The 17,932-nt window shown below is 69.1% G+C and carries 17 protein-coding genes, 1 tRNA gene and 1 pseudogene; 8 read left to right on the forward strand and 11 right to left on the reverse strand.

Going from position 1 to position 17,932, the window contains the following annotated elements; all coding sequences use genetic code 11:
- The first annotated feature begins 105 nt into the window (after positions 1-105).
- Positions 106-1,110 (forward strand): helix-turn-helix transcriptional regulator, encoded by a 1,005-nt coding sequence (locus ABTX78_RS10050; protein WP_352206328.1) that lies wholly within the window; start codon positions 106-108, stop codon positions 1,108-1,110.
- A 287-nt stretch (positions 1,111-1,397) separates the two neighbouring features.
- Here the strand turns inward: ABTX78_RS10050 and lxmJ are convergent.
- Positions 1,398-2,208, reverse strand: a pseudogene (lxmJ, locus tag ABTX78_RS10055) (F420-dependent peptide dehydroalanine reductase LxmJ); the annotation flags it as partial.
- 44 nt (positions 2,209-2,252) lie between these two features.
- On the opposite strand from lxmJ, the gene ABTX78_RS10060 reads away from it, so the two are divergent.
- Together ABTX78_RS10060 and ABTX78_RS10065 are read left to right on the forward strand one after the other, a co-directional pair.
- A complete protein-coding gene (locus ABTX78_RS10060; RefSeq protein WP_352206329.1) occupies positions 2,253-2,651 on the forward strand; it encodes an ATP-binding cassette domain-containing protein in 399 nt (132 codons plus the stop codon).
- A gap of 65 nt (positions 2,652-2,716) precedes the next feature.
- On the forward strand, positions 2,717-3,235 hold the full coding sequence (locus tag ABTX78_RS10065) for a hypothetical protein (protein WP_352206330.1): 519 nt from the start codon (positions 2,717-2,719) through the stop codon (positions 3,233-3,235).
- A gap of 233 nt (positions 3,236-3,468) precedes the next feature.
- On the opposite strand, the gene ABTX78_RS10070 is transcribed toward ABTX78_RS10065, so the two are convergent.
- Genes ABTX78_RS10070 through dnaK form a run of 4 tightly spaced genes read right to left on the reverse strand, consistent with a single transcriptional unit; the run spans position 3,469 to position 7,665 of the window.
- Positions 3,469-3,924 (reverse strand): heat shock protein transcriptional repressor HspR, encoded by a 456-nt coding sequence (locus tag ABTX78_RS10070; protein ID WP_313945117.1) that lies wholly within the window; start codon positions 3,922-3,924, stop codon positions 3,469-3,471.
- A 1-nt stretch (position 3,925) separates the two neighbouring features.
- Positions 3,926-5,116 carry a molecular chaperone DnaJ gene (dnaJ, locus tag ABTX78_RS10075; RefSeq protein ID WP_352206331.1) on the reverse strand — a complete coding sequence of 397 codons (1,191 nt, stop codon included), beginning with the start codon at positions 5,114-5,116 and terminating at the stop codon, positions 3,926-3,928.
- A 30-nt stretch (positions 5,117-5,146) separates the two neighbouring features.
- On the reverse strand, positions 5,147-5,797 hold the full coding sequence (grpE, locus tag ABTX78_RS10080) for a nucleotide exchange factor GrpE (RefSeq protein ID WP_352206332.1): 651 nt from the start codon (positions 5,795-5,797) through the stop codon (positions 5,147-5,149).
- Positions 5,794-7,665, reverse strand: a complete 1,872-nt coding sequence (gene dnaK / locus ABTX78_RS10085) for a molecular chaperone DnaK (RefSeq protein WP_352206333.1) — start codon at positions 7,663-7,665, stop codon at positions 5,794-5,796. The genes grpE and dnaK overlap by 4 nt, the downstream gene beginning before the upstream one ends.
- Before the next feature lie 308 nt (positions 7,666-7,973).
- Between dnaK and ABTX78_RS10090 the strand changes: the two genes are divergently transcribed.
- From ABTX78_RS10090 to ABTX78_RS10100, 3 genes are all read left to right on the forward strand, one after another.
- Entirely contained in the window at positions 7,974-8,501 is a 528-nt protein-coding gene (locus tag ABTX78_RS10090; RefSeq protein WP_352206334.1) for a sugar transferase, read from the forward strand.
- A gap of 130 nt (positions 8,502-8,631) precedes the next feature.
- Positions 8,632-10,899 carry a heterodisulfide reductase-related iron-sulfur binding cluster gene (locus ABTX78_RS10095; RefSeq protein WP_352206335.1) on the forward strand — a complete coding sequence of 756 codons (2,268 nt, stop codon included), beginning with the start codon at positions 8,632-8,634 and terminating at the stop codon, positions 10,897-10,899.
- A gap of 516 nt (positions 10,900-11,415) precedes the next feature.
- A complete protein-coding gene (locus tag ABTX78_RS10100; RefSeq protein WP_352206336.1) occupies positions 11,416-12,300 on the forward strand; it encodes a Yip1 family protein in 885 nt (294 codons plus the stop codon).
- Positions 12,301-12,391: 91 nt separating this feature from the next.
- On the opposite strand, the gene ABTX78_RS10105 is transcribed toward ABTX78_RS10100, so the two are convergent.
- Both ABTX78_RS10105 and dcd read right to left on the reverse strand, forming a co-directional pair.
- Positions 12,392-12,889: a phosphoribosyltransferase gene (locus ABTX78_RS10105; RefSeq protein ID WP_352206337.1), complete on the reverse strand. Its 498-nt coding sequence runs from the start codon at positions 12,887-12,889 to the stop codon at positions 12,392-12,394.
- A 3-nt stretch (positions 12,890-12,892) separates the two neighbouring features.
- On the reverse strand, positions 12,893-13,468 hold the full coding sequence (gene dcd, locus ABTX78_RS10110; protein WP_313945125.1) for a dCTP deaminase: 576 nt from the start codon (positions 13,466-13,468) through the stop codon (positions 12,893-12,895).
- 521 nt (positions 13,469-13,989) lie between these two features.
- Here dcd and ABTX78_RS10115 point away from each other — a divergent pair.
- Positions 13,990-14,063 (forward strand) — tRNA-Gly (locus ABTX78_RS10115).
- A 51-nt stretch (positions 14,064-14,114) separates the two neighbouring features.
- Here ABTX78_RS10115 and ABTX78_RS10120 read toward each other — a convergent pair.
- From ABTX78_RS10120 to ABTX78_RS10135, 4 genes are read right to left on the reverse strand one after another with little or no spacing between them, the layout of a single operon-like run.
- Complete coding sequence (locus ABTX78_RS10120) at positions 14,115-15,281, reverse strand: site-specific integrase (RefSeq protein ID WP_352206338.1); 1,167 nt, start codon at positions 15,279-15,281, stop codon at positions 14,115-14,117.
- Positions 15,281-15,493, reverse strand: a complete 213-nt coding sequence (locus ABTX78_RS10125; RefSeq protein WP_352206339.1) for an excisionase family DNA-binding protein — start codon at positions 15,491-15,493, stop codon at positions 15,281-15,283. The genes ABTX78_RS10120 and ABTX78_RS10125 overlap by 1 nt, the downstream gene beginning before the upstream one ends.
- Entirely contained in the window at positions 15,490-16,881 is a 1,392-nt protein-coding gene (gene repSA, locus ABTX78_RS10130) for a replication initiator protein RepSA (protein WP_352206340.1), read from the reverse strand. Before repSA ends, ABTX78_RS10125 begins: the two co-directional genes overlap by 4 nt.
- Positions 16,878-17,072: a hypothetical protein gene (locus tag ABTX78_RS10135; RefSeq protein WP_352206341.1), complete on the reverse strand. Its 195-nt coding sequence runs from the start codon at positions 17,070-17,072 to the stop codon at positions 16,878-16,880. Before ABTX78_RS10135 ends, repSA begins: the two co-directional genes overlap by 4 nt.
- A gap of 208 nt (positions 17,073-17,280) precedes the next feature.
- On the opposite strand from ABTX78_RS10135, the gene ABTX78_RS10140 reads away from it, so the two are divergent.
- Positions 17,281-17,823 (forward strand): SMI1/KNR4 family protein, encoded by a 543-nt coding sequence (locus ABTX78_RS10140; protein WP_352206342.1) that lies wholly within the window; start codon positions 17,281-17,283, stop codon positions 17,821-17,823.
- Positions 17,824-17,932 lie beyond the last annotated feature (109 nt).

Raw genomic sequence — 17,932 nt, forward strand, 5'->3', positions numbered from 1 at the left:
ATCATTCCTCCTCCCCCGCGAATAAGACGATGTCTCACTCCGAACGCTTGCACCAGCGACGGCAGGCATCATGTTCCTGTATTGCAGGAGCCTGAGGGGGTGCGTATGACAGCAAACGAGGGCGAACCCGGACACTCTCACGCAGACGGTGAGCTGTGCGAAGCGGGGAAAAGTCTGTACATCACCGCTCTGCGTACCGGGCGTATAGCCCGGTCAGAGGCAGCGGCCACACCGTGCCTCTACGATCTCGCCCTGCTGCACCCGGATCCCGACGACGCCCAGTGGCTCCGGCCGGTTCCGCCGACCACTGCGCTGACACAGCTGATACACCCCATCGAGCGGGAGATCCAAGAGCGCAGACGCCGAACTGTCGCTCTGACCGATGCTCTTGAGCCATTCATGGCGTTCACCGCTCAGAACTCCACCGTCCCACAGGGGATCACGGTCCTCGAAGGCCTCAACCGGATCAACACAACCCTCGACCAAGTCACCGCAGACTGCACCGAGGAGCTTCTCACGGTCCAGCCCGGCAGCGGGCGGCAACCGCATGTCCTGGAGAAGGCCCTGCGCAGGGTGGAACCGCTGATCGAGCGGGGCGTACGGATGCGCACGCTCTACCAGCACACCGCCCGCCACCACCCCGCCACGCTCGCCTACATGGAGGCGGTCGCGCCGGCCGGCGTGGAGGTGCGGACCCTGGAGGAGATCATCGAGCGGTTGATCATCATCGACCGCAAAGTCGCGTTCATCCCCGCGAGCAGCGACCGGCTGTCCGCGCTGGAGCTGCGGCACAAGGGGATCGTCGAGTATCTCGTCGGTGTCTTCGAGCAGTTCTGGCTGCACGGCATCCCGTGGGAGGAGCCGATCTCGTACGGACCCGTCGTCGACGGCATCACCGGCGTACAGCGTTCCATCGCGAAACTGCTGGTCGAAGGCCATGTGGACGAGGCGATCGCGCGGCGTCTCGGGATGAACGTGCGGACCTGCCGGGCCCATATCGCCAAGCTGGGCTCGTCGCTCGGCAGCGGCAGCCGCGCTCAACTGGGCTATCTCATCGCCCGGTCGGGGATTCTGGAGCAGGACGCGGAGGCGATTCCCGTCAGCCGCTGACGCGTTCGGGGGCGGCGCACAGACGACCGGAATCCGTCGCCCCGGGGCCCGGGGCGACGCACGGTGTGCCGGATGTGTGCATGGCCGCGCGCGGCGGCGACGTGTGTCGGGCGGGTACGAGCTCGCGCCGGGCGGCGGGCGCGGGGCGCCGGGCGGCGGCCGACGCGCCAGACGGGTGCGTGCTGGCGGCAGGCCGCGGCCGACAGGTCAGGCGGGTACGTGCTCGCGGCAGGCCGCGGCCGACAGGTCAGGCGGGTACGTGCTCGCGGCAGGCCGCGGCCGACAGGTCAGGCGGGTACGTGCTCGCGGCAGGCGGTGACGATCTCCTCCAGATCGGCGACGGCCGCGGGCACTCCCTCGGTCAGCAGCACACCCGCCGGGTTGAGCATCACCTCGTCCACCCCGGCGGCCCGGTAACCGGCGAGCGCCTCGGCGATCTCCGCGGGCTGCCGGTGACGACGACTTGGTGGTCCAGGAGCGCGGCCGCGCTCGCCGCCGGGTCGTGCGGGTCGACGGCGACGCCCGCGCGGCTCAACATCGCGGCGTAGTGCGGCGCCCTGAGGTGTTCGCCGACCGCGGCGAGCGGGATCCGGCGGGGTCCGGGCCGGGGCGGGCCACGGCCACATGGACGGCGGTCGCGATCCGGGGCCGTACGGGCCCCTCAGCGGCTCCCTGGCGGGCTGTGGCACCCTCGGTCAGCGCGGGGGCCGGCACTCCCTCGATGTAGCGCGGAGGGGTCATCCAGGTGATGGCCACATCGGCCACGGCACCGGCGGTACGTGCCATGCCCGGCCGCAGCACTCCGGCACCGATCTCCACGCGGGCACGGCCGAGCGGCAACAGTTCGCCGTGGAGCCGGTGATAGGGCCCGTCGTGCTCGACCCGGTCGCCGTCGAGCAGGGCCCGCACCGAGGTCAGATAGTCGTGCACCGCCGTGCGGGGACTGGCGTACGGGCTGCCGGTGAGCCCGGCCACGAAGCCCGGATTGCCGATCCCGTATCCCGCCACCACCGGTTCGCCGGTGAGCAGGGCGAGGGAACGGGCCTGCAACGCGGCCTCGTACGGATGCCGCAGCGGCAGCACGGAGGTGCCGAGCGCTCCTGTACTCCGCGCCCGACGCGAGCGAGAGGGACACCGCGGACGTGCTGCGCAAGACGCTCCTGGACGGATTCGTCGCGGGCCTGCCCGACGGGCTCGACACCACCATCGGCTCCCGGGGCCTCGCCCTGTCGGGCGGCGAACGCCAACGCCTCGCCATTGCCCGCGCGTTGCTGCGCCTGCCCCAGGTGCTTCTCCTCGACGAGGTCACCGCGCATCCGGACGGCCTGAGCGGGACGGCCCTGCGCAAGACCGTCGAACAGGCTACGGAGAACTGCGCGGTGCTGCTCATCGCACACCGGCTGTCCACCGTGACCTCCGCCGACCAGCTGATCCCCTTCGAGGGCGGCCGGGTTCGCGACCACGGGCTGCACCAGGACCTGCCGGCAAGGAATGATCTCAACCGGGACCTCACCGCGACCCAGCCGGCCGCATCCCACTGAGCGCCACCACAACACACCGTTGTGCACCGTCAGTTCTGACCACACTGAAGGACCGGAAGACCCCCATGAACGACACCGCCCCCACACCCGCCCCGGTCCAGGACGACCGCTTCGGAGAGCTGCGCATCCGGCTGGAGGGCCAGGAGTCCCTGCTCGTCGAGGGCGACGGGATCCCCCGGATCACCCTCGACCGCGCGCCGGACTCGGAGAAGGACGACCACATCGCGATCGGCACCCGCGATCCGGAGCAGCTGGCCCTGCGCATCGACGGGACCCCGGCGAAAATGACCCCGTCGAAGGGGCGCCTGACCCGGCGCTCGTACGCCGTGGACGTCGACCACGCGGGTACGTCGTACCGTCTGGTCCCGGACTCCGTCCCGAGCAGCCGTCTCGTCCGCGACGGCCGGCACATCGGCGACTTCTCCTCGGACGGCGGCGGCCGCGTAATAGCGGAGTGGCGCGAGGACGCGGAGATCGAGCCGCTGGACGCGGCGGTGGGCTACGCCCTGGCGGCGGCCTTCGGCACGGGCGCGCAGCCGATGTGGATGATGGCGATCGACGCGGTGGCCACGGCCCTTCCTTAGCAGGGGAGTTCGGGGCGCTCCGGAGATGTTCCCGAGCGCGGCTGTCTGGGTGCTCCGGCGACCGGCGAGTTCCAGCCTGCCAGCGGGTCCGGACGTCCTCCACCGAGATCGCTGTCGGCTTGCTGCACCGGGGAGTCAGCTATCTGCCAGGGGACAGCACGACGGCGGGGCCGGAGAGCATGTCGCTCTCCGGCCCCGCCGGGTGTCCTGCTGAAAGCCTGGGCCGAACGGCCCTACTCGGAGGTCCGCTTGGGCCGCCACACCACCAGTGCGCTCGCCTGCTGCACATCCTGGTACGGCACGAGATCGCGCCGGTACGAGGCGTGCACCTGGGCCTCACGCTGCTGCATGGCCGCTGCCGCGCCCTCGACCGCCGAAGCCAGCTCGGCGACGCGGGACTGGAGCGCCGCGACCTGGTTCTCCAGTTCGATGATGCGCTTGATACCGGCCAGATTGATGCCCTCGTCCTGCGACAACTGCTGGACGGTGCGCAGCAGTTCGATGTCGCGTGCCGAGTAACGCCTGCCCCGGCCGGGGGTTCTGTCGGGAGAGACCAGACCGAGACGGTCGTACTGACGCAGGGTCTGAGGGTGCAGGCCGGACAGCTGGGCCGCCACCGAGATCACGTATACCGGTGACTCGTCGGTCAGCTGATAAGGGTTCCGGCTGCGTCCGCTCCGGCCATCCATCTCATGCTCCCTTCGCGGCCTGGAACAGCTCGGCCCGCGGGTCCTCTTCCGCGGTGGCTTCGCGGTAGGCCTCCAGCGCTTCCTTCGCCTTGTCGCTCAACTCCTTGGGGACCGCGACCTCGACGGTGACCAGCAGATCACCGCGGGTGCCGTCCTTGCGGACGGCTCCCTTGCCACGGGCCCGCATCGTACGGCCGTTGGGGGTCCCCGCGGGCAGTTTCAGCGTGACCGGCGGGCCGCCCAGGGTCGGCACCTTCACCTCGCCGCCGAGCGCCGCCTCCGTGTAGGTGACGGGCACGGTGACCGTGAGGTTGTCGCCCTTGCGGCCGAAGACGGGATGGGCGTCGACGTGCACGACCACGTACAAGTCGCCTGCGGGGCCGCCCCGTTCACCCGGGGCGCCCTTGCCGCGCAGCCGGATCCGCTGGCTGTCGGAGACGCCCGCGGGGATCCTGACCTGCATGGTGCGCGAGGAGCGGGCGCGCCCGCTGCCCTTGCAGACCTCGCAGGGGTCCTGGGCGATGAGCCCCCGGCCCTTGCAGTCCACGCACGGGTCGGTCAGCGAGAACGAGCCGCTGCCGCCGCGCGAGACCTGTCCGGTGCCGACGCAGGTCGGGCACACCCGGGGTGTTCCGTTCTTGTCGCCGGTGCCCGCACACGCCTTGCACGCCGCCGAACTGGACATCCGCAGCGGGACCGTGGCCCCGTCCACCGCCTCGGTGAAGCTGAGCGTCACCTCGGACTCGATGTCCTGGCCGCGGCGGGGCTGCGTCCGCGTACCCGCGCCGGTGCCGGCGCCGCGGTTGAACAGCCCGCCGAAGACATCGCCGAGCCCGCCGCCGAAGCCACCGGCACCGCCGCCCTGCGGCCCGCCCTGGGCGCCCCCGAAGAGGTCGCCCAGGTCGAAGTTGAAACTGCCGCCGGCGGCACCAGGCCCGGCCCTGAAGCCGCCGTTGCCGAAGAGGGCGCGCGCCTCGTCGTACTCCTTGCGCCGCTTGGGGTCGCCGAGCACGTCGTTGGCCTCGGAGATCTCCTTGAAGCGCTCCTCCGCCTTGGCGTCGCCCTTGTTGGCGTCCGGGTGGAACTCGCGGGCGAGCTTCCGGTACGCCTTCTTGATCTCGGCCTCGGTGGCGTCCTTGGGGACGCCGAGAACCTTGTAGTAGTCCTTCTCGACGAAGTCCTTCGTGCTCATCGACGTCCCTCCTCTCGGACGATCATTGCGTCAGCCCTCGTCCGGGCCACCGCTCTCCTCGTCGTTCGCCGTCTCTTCCTTCGGGGCCGCGCCCGGCTGGGGCTCGGCCACCGCGACCCGCGCGGGGCGGATGGTCCGCTCGCCGATGCGATACCCCGGCTGCAGCACCGCGACGCACGTGGTCTCGGTGACGTCCGGTGCGTAACTGTGCATCAGCGCCTCGTGGATCGTCGGGTCGAAGGGCTCGCCCTCCTTGCCGAACTGCTGCAGGCCCATCTTGGCGGCCGCCGTCTCGAGAGACTCGGCGACCGACTTGAACCCGCCCACGAGTTCCCCGTGTTCACGGGCGCGGCCGATGTCGTCGAGCACGGGCAGGAGCTCGGTCAGGAGAGTCGCCGTAGCGATCTCCTTGACCGTGATCCGGTCGCGCTCCACACGACGGCGGTAGTTCTGGTACTCGGCCTGGAGCCGCTGGAGGTCGGCCGTGCGCTCGTTGGCGGCCGTACGGACCTGGTCCAGCTGAGCCGTCAGGGCGGCAATCTTTGCTGCGTCCCCTGCCGGGGCCGCCGGGCCCTCCTTCTCGGAGGGCTCGGCGGGCTCGGCGGCGTCGTCAGGTGTCGCGCCGGAGGGGACGGAGGGGTTCTCCTCGTGCTCGTCGAACCCCGGAGTCTCCTCCGTCACGCGGCACCACCCTGACGACCGGAGTCCTTCTCGTCGTCGACGATCTCGGCGTCCACGACGTCATCGGCGGCGTCGGCGGACTGACCCGCGCCGCCGGCCTGCGCGCCCTCGTCGCCACCGGCGGCCTGGCCGGCCTGGGCGTCGGCGTACATGGCCTGGCCCAGCTTCTGCGAGACGGCGGCGACCTTCTCGGTCGCGGTGCGGATCTCGGCCGTGTCCTCGCCCTTGAGCTTCTCCTTCAGCTCGCCGAGCGCTTCCTCGACCTCGGTCTTCACATCGCCCGGGACCTTGTCCTCGTTGTCCTTGAGGAACTTCTCGGTCTGGTAGACGAGCTGCTCGCCCTGGTTGCGGGACTCGGCGGCCTCACGGCGACGGTGGTCCTCGTCCGCGTACTGCTCGGCCTCCTGGCGCATCCGGTCGACCTCGTCCTTCGGCAGCGAGGAGCCGCCGGTGACGGTCATCTTCTGCTCCTTGCCCGTGCCCAGGTCCTTCGCGGTCACGTGCATGATGCCGTTGGCGTCGATGTCGAAGGCGACCTCGATCTGCGGGACCCCGCGCGGGGCCGGCGGCAGACCGGTCAGCTCGAACATCCCGAGCTTCTTGTTGTACGCCGCGATCTCGCGCTCGCCCTGGTAGACCTGGATCTGCACCGACGGCTGGTTGTCCTCGGCCGTCGTGAAGATCTCGGACCGCTTGGTCGGGATCGTGGTGTTGCGCTCGATGAGCTTGGTCATGATGCCGCCCTTGGTCTCGATACCGAGGGACAGCGGGGTCACGTCGAGGAGCAGGACGTCCTTGACCTCACCCTTGAGGACACCGGCCTGGAGCGCGGCGCCGATGGCGACGACCTCGTCCGGGTTCACGCCCTTGTTGGCGTCCTTGCCGCCGGTGAGCTCCTTGACGAGCTCGGCGACGGCGGGCATACGGGTCGAGCCACCGACGAGAACGACGTGGTCGATCTCGGAGAGCTGGATGCCCGCGTCCTTGATGACGTTGTGGAACGGCGTCTTGCAGCGCTCCAGCAGGTCGGCGGTCAGCTGCTGGAACTGAGCGCGCGTCAGCTTCTCGTCCAGGTGCAGCGGGCCCTCGGCCGACGCCGTGATGTAGGGGAGGTTGATCGTCGTCTCGGTCGAGGACGACAGCTCGATCTTCGCCTTCTCCGCGGCCTCGCGGAGACGCTGGAGAGCCATCTTGTCCTTGCCGAGGTCCACGCCGTGACCGTTGGCGAACTGCTTCACCAGATAGTCGACGACGCGCTGGTCCCAGTCGTCACCACCGAGGTGGTTGTCACCGTTGGTCGCCTTCACCTCGACGACACCGTCGCCGATCTCCAGCAGCGAGACGTCGAAGGTGCCGCCACCGAGGTCGAAGACCAGGATGGTCTGGTCGTCCTTGTCGAGGCCGTACGCCAGGGCGGCCGCGGTGGGCTCGTTGACGATGCGCAGCACGTTCAGACCGGCGATCTCGCCGGCCTCCTTCGTCGCCTGGCGCTCGGAGTCGTTGAAGTACGCCGGGACGGTGATCACCGCGTCGGTGACCTTCTCGCCGAGGTAGGACTCCGCGTCGCGCTTCAGCTTCTGCAGGATGAAGGCGCTCATCTGCTGCGGGTTGAAGTTCTTCCCGTCGAGCTCGATCTTCCAGTCGGTGCCCATGTGGCGCTTGACCGACCGGATGGTCCTGTCGACGTTGGTGACCGCCTGGCGCTTGGCCACCTCGCCGACCAGCACCTCACCGTTCTTCGCGAAGGCGACGACGGACGGCGTGGTCCTGGCACCCTCGGCGTTGGTGATGACGGTGGGCTCGCCGCCCTCCAGAACGCTGACGACGGAGTTAGTCGTGCCCAGGTCGATGCCGACCGCACGTGCCATGTCAATTCCTCCAGCAGACTTGAGTAGATCTGGCTCAAGGATGCATGACCCGGTCTCCGTAGTCAACAGACCTGAGTCGACCCCACTCAACTTTTATCCGGCTCTTATATGCATACTTCGCCGCGACCAGTGCCGCATGCCCGGCCGGACGGCCTCACACGCGTGGCGCAGCGACCGAAGGGCGTTCGTCTGCCAGAGTCGTAGCCGCAATACCGCCAAACGCGCAAAAATACGGTCAAGGCCAGTCAACAGCGAAGGAAGGGTGTGCGCCCATGATGTCGGTCGAGCGGTCGACGCCTGTCAGGCGTGTGTCCGCCAAACGCCTGATGGACATGACGGGCGGCCTGCTGCTGCTCGTTCTTCTGACCCCGCTGATGGTCGTCATCGCCGTCGCGGTCGCCCTCACCTCACGGCGGGCGGCCCTCGTCCGGCGCCGGCGCATCGGCCTGGCCGGCCGCTCCTTCGGCATACTCGCCTTCCGCGCCTCCCCGGGCACCCGCACCGGTCGCGTGCTGCGCCGCCACTTCCTCGACGAGCTGCCGCAGCTGATCAATGTCGTCCGGGGAGAGATGTCGCTGGTGGGCCCCCGTCCACTGCGCCCCGAGGACGCGGACTCCGCCATCGGCGGACTCCGCACCCGCCTCGGGGTGCGCCCCGGCCTCACCGGCCTCTGGCAGGTCAGCGGCCGCTCGGAGATGCCCTGGGAGGAGAAGGCCGTACTCGACCTCCACTACGTCGAACAGCACTGGCTGGGACTCGACCTGGCGATCATGGTCCGTACCCTGCCCGCCGCCCTCGTCGGACGCCGCCCGCGCGTCCCGGTGAGGCATGCCTGAGCGACACAGATCACCGACCGCCCAGCTACAGTGCGGCGGAATAAGTGGGTACTCTCAGCACGGACTGGATAAGTTACCGCTTAGTAGTGCTGGATAGTTTCCCACCCTCGCAGGCCCGAGGAGCCCCCTCATGCAACTCGCCGCGATCATCGTGTCGTTGGTTCTGACCGTGGTCGGCGTTGCGCTCATCGCCCGAGCCGTCGCGCAGATCTACCGGTTCGTGAAGCTCGGCCAGCCCGTGCCTGCGGGCAGCCGGACCGACGACCCCAAGCAGCGCACGATCACCCTGGTCAAGGAGTTCCTCGGCCATACCCGTATGAACCGGTGGGGGATCGTGGGCTTCGCCCACTGGTTCGTCGCCATCGGCTTCCTCACCCTGCCGCCCACGCTGGCGCAGGCGTACGGGCAGCTCTTCGAGGCCGACTGGGTCCTGCCGATCCTGGGCGGCTTCCTGCCGTTCGAGATGTACATCGAGTTCATCGGTCTGATGACGGTCGTCGGCATCGTCGTCCTGATGGCGATCCGGCTGCTCAACCTGCCCTCCCGGGCGGGCCGCAAGTCCCGCTTCGCCGGCTCGAAGGCCTGGCAGGCCTACTTCGTCGAGTACGTCATCCTCACCATCGGTCTCGCCATCCTCGTCCTGCGGGGACTGGAGGGCGCGATCCACCACGTGGAGCACTACGAGGCCGCGTACTTCGTCTCGTATCCGCTGGTCGTGGCCTTCGAGGGGCTGAGCGTCTCCACGCTCCAGACGCTGATCTACTTCACCGCGATGATCAAGATCGGCACCTCGCTGATCTGGATGATCACGGTCTCGCTCAACACCAACATGGGTGTCGCCTGGCACCGCTTCCTCGGCTTCCCGAACATCTGGTTCAAGCGGAACGCCGACGGCTCCACCGCCCTCGGCGCGCTCCAGCCGATGACGAGCGGCGGCAAGGAGATCGACTTCGAGGACCCGGGCGAGGACGACGTCTTCGGCGTCTCCCAGGTCGAGCAGTTCTCCTGGAAGGGCATCCTCGACTTCTCCACCTGCACCGAGTGCGGCCGCTGCCAGTCCCAGTGCCCCGCCTGGAACACCGGAAAGCCGCTCTCCCCGAAGCTGCTCATCATGTCGCTGCGCGACCACGCGCACGCCAAGGCGCCCTACCTGCTGGCCGGCGGCGGCAAGACGATGGAGGGCGAGGAGAAGGCCTCCGAGGAGCAGCTGAAGGACGTTCCCGCGGCCGCCCTCGCGGAGGCCGAGCGGCCGCTGATCGGCACGCTCGAGGAGAACGGCGTCATCGACCCGGACGTGCTGTGGTCCTGCACCACCTGCGGCGCGTGCGTGGAGCAGTGCCCGGTCGACATCGAGCACATCGACCACATCGTCGACATGCGCCGCTACCAGGTGATGATCGAGTCCGCGTTCCCGTCCGAGGCGGGCACGATGCTCAAGAACCTGGAGAAGAAGGGCAACCCCTGGGGGCTGGCCAAGAAGCAGCGCGTCGAGTGGACCAAGGAGGTCGACTTCGAGGTCCCGATCGTCGGACAGGACGTCGAGGACCTCACCGAGGTCGAGTACCTGTACTGGGTCGGCTGCGCCGGTGCCCTGGAGGACCGGGCCAAGAAGACCACCAAGGCCTTCGCGGAACTGCTGCACATGGCGGGCGTCACGTTCGCGATCATGGGCGGCGACGAGAAGTGCACCGGTGACTCGGCCCGCCGCCTCGGCAACGAGCCGCTGTTCCAGCAGCTCGGCCAGGAGAACGTCGCGATGCTGAACATGGCGTTCGGCGAGGACGACGAGGACGCGTCGACGAAGAAGCCCAAGGCCTCCAAGAAGATCGTCGCGACCTGCCCGCACTGCTTCAACACGATCGCGAACGAGTACCCGCAGCTGGGCGGCGAGTTCGAGGTCATCCACCACACCCAGCTGCTCCAGCACCTCATCGACGAGGGCAAGCTGATCCCGGTGACCCCGGTCGACGGCCTGATCACCTACCACGACCCGTGCTACCTGGGCCGCCACAACAAGGTCTACACACCGCCGCGCGAGATCATGTCCGCCGTCCCGGGCCTGCGCCAGCAGGAGATGCACCGCCACAAGGAACGCGGCTTCTGCTGCGGCGCCGGTGGCGCGCGGATGTGGATGGAGGAGCGGATCGGCAAGCGCATCAACACCGAACGCGTCGACGAGGCCCTGTCCCTCAACCCGGACATCGTCTCCACCGCCTGCCCCTTCTGCCTCGTCATGCTCACCGACTCCGTTAACGGCAAGAAGAACGACGGCAAGGCCAAGGAAAACCTCCAGGTCGTCGACGTCGCGCAGCTCCTCCTCGACTCGGTCAGGACCCCGGCCGACCCGGCGGCGTCCGAGGAGGCGGAGGACGCGCCGGAGCCGGAACCGGTGAAGTAACAGGCACACGCGACAGGCACGCGACGGGTGCCTGGTGGCGCCTACGGATGAAGGAAGCGGCCGGATCTGCCTCGGGGGCAGAACCGGCCGCTTCTTCGTGTTCGTGGGTGTTCCACGGGCGCCGGGGCGGGGCCGGACCAGTGGCAATGACGGCGGCGGCGCGGCCCCGGCGACGACGCGGGCATCGGCTCCGCCGGCCCGCGCCCTTGCCAACGCCGTACGCTCACCTCCTCACCCCGTGCGCCGACGCCACAATCACGGAGCTGCCGCGCGAGGCGGACCGGACGGAGGACTGCGACGGCGACCAGCGCCCCGACCTGGTGACAGGGACGCGGTACGCCGGGGCTCCGCCACGGCAGCCGCCGCAGCGCCCTGCGCCCCGCCTCGGCGGGCCCGCGAGGCCCTTCCGGCTGACCCCCCGGGGTTCCCTTAAGGGATGTCACAGCTCAGCAGCAAAGGCCCACCCGATCCCGCTCCGCTCCACCCAGCGCCGCCGGACCGGGTACGTTCGAATACGTGGCTGGATTCAGGATCGGACGCGGCCGGGACAACCGCACGCAGCAGCAACCCCCGCAGGCACCACCGCCCTACGGCGGCGGAGGAGGCCGTGGGGCGCCGCCGTACGCACAGCAGCAGCGGCCGCAGTGGCCCCATGCGGGCGGCGGGCAGCAGCACCAGGGACCGTACGGCGAGCCGGAGTACTTCGGCGACCCGTACCAGCAGCACCCGCACCAGGGCGGCCCGCAGGGTGACCCGTACGCCAACAACCCTGGTCACACCCAGGCGTTCAGCGTCAACGAGGACCCGTACGGCCACGGCGCGACCTACCAGGCGGGCAACACTCCCGCCGCCCCCGCGGGTCCGCGCCTGCACTGGAAGCAGCTGCTGAGCGGCATCGTGCTGCGCCCGGGCCCGACGTTCTTCCAGATGCGCGACTACGCGGTCTGGGGCCCGGCGATCGTCGTCACGTTCCTCTACGGCATGCTCGCGATCTTCGGCTTCGACAAGGCCCGCGAAGAGACGATCAACGCGACGATCTCCACGGCGATCCCGTACGTCCTGACCACGGCCGTCGCGTTCGTGATCGGTGGCCTGATCCTCGGCGCGGTGACCCACACCCTCGCCCGCCAGCTCGGCGGCGACGGAGCCTGGCAGCCGACGGTCGGGCTCTCCATGCTGATCATGTCCATCACGGACGCCCCGCGCCTGGTCTTCGCCCTCTTCCTCGGCGGCGAGAACTCCCTGGTCCAGATCGTCGGCTGGGCGACCTGGCTCGCGGCGGCCGCCCTGTTCACCACGATGGTGAGCAAGTCGCACGATCTGCCCTGGCCGAAGGCACTGGGGGCGTCGGCGATCCAGCTGATCGCGCTGCTCTCGATCATCAAGCTGGGCACGATCTGACCCGCTGAGAACACGTGGAAGGGCCCCTGCCGGCATCGGCGGGGGCCCTTCCTTCCGTGGCGGTCGGGGCGGTCGTCGTGCCGTCGGCCGCTCAGGCGTCGAGGACCTGACCGGCCCGGCGGACGACGGGCTTCTCGACGCTCCAGGGGAAGTTGATCCAGTCATCGGTCCGCTTCCACACGTACTCGCACTTCACGAGGGAGTGGGACTTCTCGTAGATGACGGCGCTGCGCACCTCGGCAACGTGGTCGACGCAGAAATCGCGGACCAGCTTCAGCGTCTTGCCGGTGTCGGCGACGTCGTCGGCGATCAGGACCTTCTTGTCCGAGAAGTCGATCACGTTGGGCACCGGGGCGAGCATCACCGGCATCTCCAGGGTGGTGCCCACCCCGGTGTAGAACTCCACGTTGACCAGGTGGATGTTCTTGCAGTCGAGCGCGTACGCGAGTCCGCCGGCGACGAAGACGCCACCGCGGGCGATGGACAGCACGACGTCGGGCTCGTACCCGTCGTCCGCGACCGTCTGCGCCAGCTCCCGGATCGCGCCGCCGAACTTCTCGTACGTCAGGTTCTCTCGTACGTCACTCATGCGTCACACCTGTGTCCGATGGAAATTCTGGAACGACCGGGAGGCGGTGGGACCGCGCTGTCCCTGGTAGCGCGAGCCGTACCGCTCGCTCCCGTAGGGGAATTCGGCCGACGAGCTGAGCCGGAACAGGCACAGCTGGCCGATCTTCATACCGGGCCACAGCTTGATCGGCAGCGTCGCGAGGTTCGACAGCTCCAGCGTGACGTGCCCGGAGAACCCGGGGTCGATGAACCCGGCGGTCGAGTGGGTGACCAGCCCGAGCCGCCCGAGGGAACTCTTGCCCTCCAGCCGCGAGGCCAGATCGTCGGGCAGCGAGATGACCTCGTATGTGGAGGCCAGTACGAACTCCCCGGGGTGCAGGATGAACGCCTCGTCCCCGTCCGGTTCGACCAGGCGCGTCAGATCGGCCTGCTCGACGGCGGGGTCAATGTGGGGGTAGCGGTGGTTCTCGAACACCCGGAAGTAGCGGTCGAGCCGCACATCGATGCTCGAGGGCTGCACCATGGATTCGTCGAACGGATCGAGGCGGACCCGCCCGGCGTCGATCTCGGCCCGGATGTCCTTGTCTGAGAGAAGCACTCCCCGAGGATACGCAGAGCGCGCGACCCAGCCGCACCCGGCAGCCCGCGCGCTCTGCTGTCCCCAGCAGTCCTCGGCTGTCCTCAGCCTTCCTCCTGTCTGCGGCCTACCGCTCGACAGACTCCACGGGCACGACGCTCCGCAGCCGCGCACACCGCGGACAACGGATGAGCCGCCCGGGCCCGATCCGGGTGTTCCCGAGCTGCTGCATCGGGAACGAAGAGGTACTGAAGACATGCCCTTCGGCACAGCGGACGACGGTGCGCTCCATCAAGTCCATCGGATCCCTTCCCCAACGACTGCGGACGAACGACCACATTAGGGGATGTACGGGACGAAGCTGCAGGCGGCACTCCGACCGGAAGGCGGCTCCCACGGTACGCCTCAACTCCCGCGCCCCGCACCCGCATCCGGGCCCACGCCCGCCCGCCGAAAGCGACGCGGGCCCCACGGCGTCATTCGCCGGGGGCCTGCGATGAGGTAGAGTGAGCGACGCTGCGGATCCGATCACGGTCCGCGAGGCGGGTGTAGTTTAATGGTAGAACATGAGCTTCCCAAGCTCAGAGCGCGGGTTCGATTCCCGTCACCCGCTCCAGAGAAAAGGCCCAGGTCATCGACCCGGGCCTTTGTTGTTGTCTGGACCACGCTAGGCGTCTCGTGCCCGTAGCGTGCCCGATGCCCGATCGTCGGGCACGGGGCCGGCCTTCTCCCGCTCGGCCTGGACGCGGGCGTCGATCCCGTCGGCCACTTCCCTCTGCCGCTCCAGGTTCGAGTGCTGATAGATCAGCGCGGCCCGCTCCGAGGACTGCCCGGCTCGCACCATCGTGTCCTTGAGAGTGGCGCCCGACTGCGTCGAGAGCGTGTGGCCGGTGTGACGTAGATCGTAGAACCGGAAGTTGTCCGGGAGCCCGACCTTGGCACGAGCCTGCCGCCATTTCCGTCCAAAGGACGACCGCCGGAACGGTGCACCCTTCTCCCCCACGAACAGCAGTCCGTCCGGAGCCTTCTCCGCGTACCAGGCCAGGTGCCGCTTCAGGTCCTTCTCCATGAAGGCCGGCAGGACCAGGAATCGCCTGCCCGCGTCCGACTTGGTGTCCCCAGGTGCCCGCCGGCCCGTGGTGAGTTCCGGCTCAGCCGCACGCACCCAGATGCCGACGTGCTCCAGGTCGACATCCCGGCGCCGCATAGCTGCCTGTTCCTCAGGACGGGCCGGGCCGTACGCGGCGACGTAGACCATCAGTCGCCAGCGGGGTCCCATCGCGTCGGCGAGCGCGTCGACCTGGGCGACGGTGGCGGTGGGGCGCTCCTCAGCGATTTCCTTGCCCGCACCGCGGATGCGGCAGGGATTGCGCCGGATCAACTCGTCGTCCGCAGCCGTCTGCATGACGGCTTTCAGGAGTCGGTAGGCCTTGGCGATCGTGGTGTGAGCCCCGGTTGTGTCGAGCCGTTCCGAACGCCAGGAACGGACGCGGGGCGGGGTGATCTCGTCCAGATCCATGCCGCGGAATGTGGGCAGGACGTGCAGACGGAGCAGCCGCCGATAGAGCTCGTCCGTGGTGGGTGAGAGACGACGCTCCTTGACCCACTGGAGGGCGTACTCCTCGAAGTTGACCGCACCGGCGTCGGGGTCCGCCCAGTCCCCTCGCCGGATCTCGGTCTGCTGTTCCGCGAGCCAGTCGTCAGCGTCTCGGGCTGACTCGAAGGTCTGCGGTGCCGGCCGGTCGACGCCGTCGGGACCCTGATAGCGAGCCTGGTAGCGGCCGGACGGCAGCTTGCGGATGCGCCCGAACCGCCGCTTTTTCTTGGCAGCCATCAGGCAGCCCTCCCGTAGCGCGAGCGACGACGGCGGATCGGCTGCACGGTGTTGCCCTCGATGTACGCCGTCAGCACGCTCTCTGCGATCCGCACGTGGCGGCCGACCTTGACGAAGGCGATGCGTCGTTCGGCGATCAGCCGCCGAGGAAAGCGTTCGGTGGTGCCGAGGCGTTCGGCGGCTTGCTCCACGGTCAGCAGCACGTCGCTCATGACCGGACTCCTTCCAAGGCGAGGTCGTGCAGGGCTTCGCGGGCGGTTTGGCGGTTGAGCTGGAGGTCTCTGGCGATGGAGGCGGCGAGCAACGACTCACCGGGCGAGTGGCCCTGACCGGCGAACTGCCAGGAGGCGAGGACGAGGACGGTGGGGTCCTGGTCGGGGTCGGGCAGGTCGAGGGCTTCGCGTTGCTGGGCGGCGCGGTAGTCGGCGCGGACCTGGCGGAGGGCGCCGAGGGTCGTCGAGTAGTGGCGGGACTTGGAGGAGAAGTGGCCGCGGAAGCCGAGCATGTGGGCCCAGGCGCGGAGTCGGCGATCGGGGTACAGGGCGTCGAGGTCGAAGCAGGCTTCGATGAGGCGGCGCGGGTGGTCGGGTACCTCGAGGAGGTCCAGGACCTCGCGGTTCCCGACGCGGCGGTCCACGGTGCCGGTCGTCTCGGCCGCCTTGGTGGCGTACTTGGCGACGTAGGCAGCGACCTTCTGTTCTGTGATGTCGGTGCCGGCCCCGAAGGCGCGGATGGGTCGGATGTCGAGTTGCTTGCCCCAGCGCAGGGGGCGGGTGGGCTGGTCGGCGGCGGCCGGGACAGTGATGGTCGTGTAGGTGTGATGGGCCGCGGCGCGTAGGGCTTCAGTGAGCAACTGCACGCTGGCCCAGGAGGGCGGCGGGTCTTCGGGACCGTCCGGTCCGTCCAAGCGCACGACGGCGTGGAAGTGCACCGCCCCGCGCTTCTGGAACTCGGCGACCTTGCCGTAGGAGACCCGGGCGGTTTCCTTGAGTTCGCGTTGGGAGAGTCCGGCACGGGCAGCGATCTCGCGGCGGAGCCGGTTGGTGAAGCGCTGCCACAGCTGGCCCGCGTGATTGTTGAAGAGGACGGCGGCGGCGTAGTCGTACGTCGCCGGGTCGAGCGGTGTGCCGAGCGCGTCGTCGTCGGGCCCGTGGGTGCGACCACAGCGGCAGCGGCCGGAGTCCGGGCGGTTGTGGACCGGGCCGAACGACGGCGCGGTGAGCGTGGTGAAGACGCGGGGGTGGTCGCGGACGGTGGCCGGGACGTCCTTGTCCTGGTCGCCCGCGAGTCCGGCGCGGATCAGGTGGTAGGTGTCGGCTGCGTACGTCCAGGCGCAGGCCGGGCAGCGGGAGGCCCGGCGGTTGCCGCAGGCGAGGCGGAGCCGTCCATCGGGCTCGGTCTCCGTGGAGTAGCGGTGCAGGGTCTCGCCGGACGTCTTGTCCTTGGTGAGGGTCCAGCCGGTCAGGTGGATGGGGTTGACACATCCGCCGGTGCGGCGGACCTGGTCGCGCCAGCGGTCGAAGCCGGAGGACCCGGCCACCCGCAGCATGTCGCCGAGGATGGACGGGTCCAGGCCCGCGACAGTCGCGGTGTCGGTCACGCACCCTCCCTCACGACGATGACGACGGGAGCGGAGATGCAGGCCATACCGGTGCCACGGCAGCGGCGGCAGACCACGTTGAGCGTGGCGCGGGTGCCGTCCGGCAGGAGCGAACCGGTGTCGATGGCGACCACGGGGAAGCCGTCGCAGTCGGGGCAGATACGCGTTCGGGCAGGGCGGAGCTGGGCCATGATGGTGGTCCTTTCGATTGCGGTTGGAAGGGGCCGGACCGTCCGGGCGGCGGCGATGCTTGGCGGCTTGTGCGTCGCCCGGAGGCCGGTCAGTGCGTCAGTGCTCAGCGCGAGAGAGTGCGGGTGCCACGGCGGCCGGCCTTGCTGCCTCATGGCGTGAGGGCTGTTGCTGCCCTGGTGGACGCGGCCGAGCCGTAGGGTGCAGGTCATGGCGCGATTCGAAGACGTCAAGGCGACGTTCTGGGACGACAGCGACTACGGCGTCCAGCTGCCACTCACTGAGGAAGCGATCAGGCAAGCCGAGCGTGAGCTCGCTGTGCGGCTTCCTTCTGCCCTGCTTGACCTTCTGCGAGTTCAGAACGGCGGCCAAGTAGCCGCTGAGTGGGATGCATTCGCTACGAGTCGGCCGACGTCGTGGAGCGAAGACCATGTCCCCTTCGCGGAGCTCATGGGTATCGGGAGACGTGAGGGCATGATGTCGCTGCTCGACACTCCGTACCTCATCCAGGAGTGGCAGATGCCCTCGCCGATCGTGCTCATCTCCGGCGACGGGCACTGCTGGACAGGGCTCGACTACAGGGTCTGTGGGCCGGAGGGCGAGCCGTCGGTCACCTGGTTCGACAACGACTTCGACACCGAACTGGTCCTCGCTGACGACCTGCGCTCGTTCGTCGAAAATCTCACCTCCAGCACCGTCTTCGACGAGGGCCCCGGCGGCGATCTCCCGCCAACTCAGAAGCGGCAGGAATAGGGCGAGCGCTTGGGTCTCCACGGTTGTCCTTCGTTGCGGTTGGAAGGGAGTACGTGGGCCGTCCGGGCAGCGGCGATGCTTGGCGGCTTGTGGCACTGCCCGAAGGCCG

Origin of the sequence: Streptomyces sp. NPDC096193, from assembly GCF_040302905.1 — a bacterium.
GTDB lineage: Bacteria > Actinomycetota > Actinomycetes > Streptomycetales > Streptomycetaceae > Streptomyces.